Source organism: Solihabitans fulvus (genome assembly GCF_008386585.1).
Classification (GTDB): Bacteria; Actinomycetota; Actinomycetes; order Mycobacteriales; family Pseudonocardiaceae; genus Solihabitans; species Solihabitans fulvus.
Genome location: NZ_VUOB01000241.1, coordinates 1 through 527, shown reverse-complemented (window position 1 = coordinate 527; position 527 = coordinate 1). Strand labels below are relative to the sequence as shown.

Annotated in this window: 1 protein-coding gene; it reads left to right on the top strand. The window is 37.0% G+C overall.

Annotated elements, in window-relative coordinates:
• Positions 1–47: 47 nt before the first annotated feature.
• Positions 48–335, top strand: a complete 288-nt coding sequence (locus F0L68_RS45720; protein WP_149730621.1) for a hypothetical protein — start codon at positions 48–50, stop codon at positions 333–335.
• Positions 336–527 lie beyond the last annotated feature (192 nt).

The window sequence follows — 527 nt, the reverse complement described above, 5'->3', positions numbered from 1 at the left end:
CGAAATACGCGTGATTATTTTTGAACATACGCAAATAAACTTATACAATGACGAAGGTTGCAATTATTCTTTTGATTTTGGCTGCCGTGTACGGGTTGGAAGGTGCGGCCGTTCCTAACGACCCGAACATATTTCCGATAAACGCTAACAGTTTTTCGCCGGCAAGCTTAATGCAAGGCATGTCAAACATCCAGGACATGGCTTCAAAGGCTGGTTTTGGGCCTAACATGAACGGTGCAGCCATTTCGACGGTTGTAGATAGCGCAGGGAAAAAAATGACGAAACTGCTAATCAGCGAAAACGGGAAGATATCAACCATGGATTTCAACAAGTGAAAACAGCAGATTAATTTTATTTAAAAAAAATAGCGAATTCATCAAGAAATTTGCATAATAATGTTAAATAAAGATCCTTCCTACGTATTTTATGACTAACGAAAGTTTTATAATATTATGCAAATTTTATTGATACGCTTACATAAAAAGGACCCCGATTGCTTTCTTTAGAGCTTTAGTAAAATTTTTGAG

Coding starts and splice junctions, on each gene's coding strand:
- F0L68_RS45720 (WP_149730621.1), top strand. CDS start 48: ATGACGAAGGTTGCAATTATTCTTTTGATTTTGGCTGCCGTGTACGGG.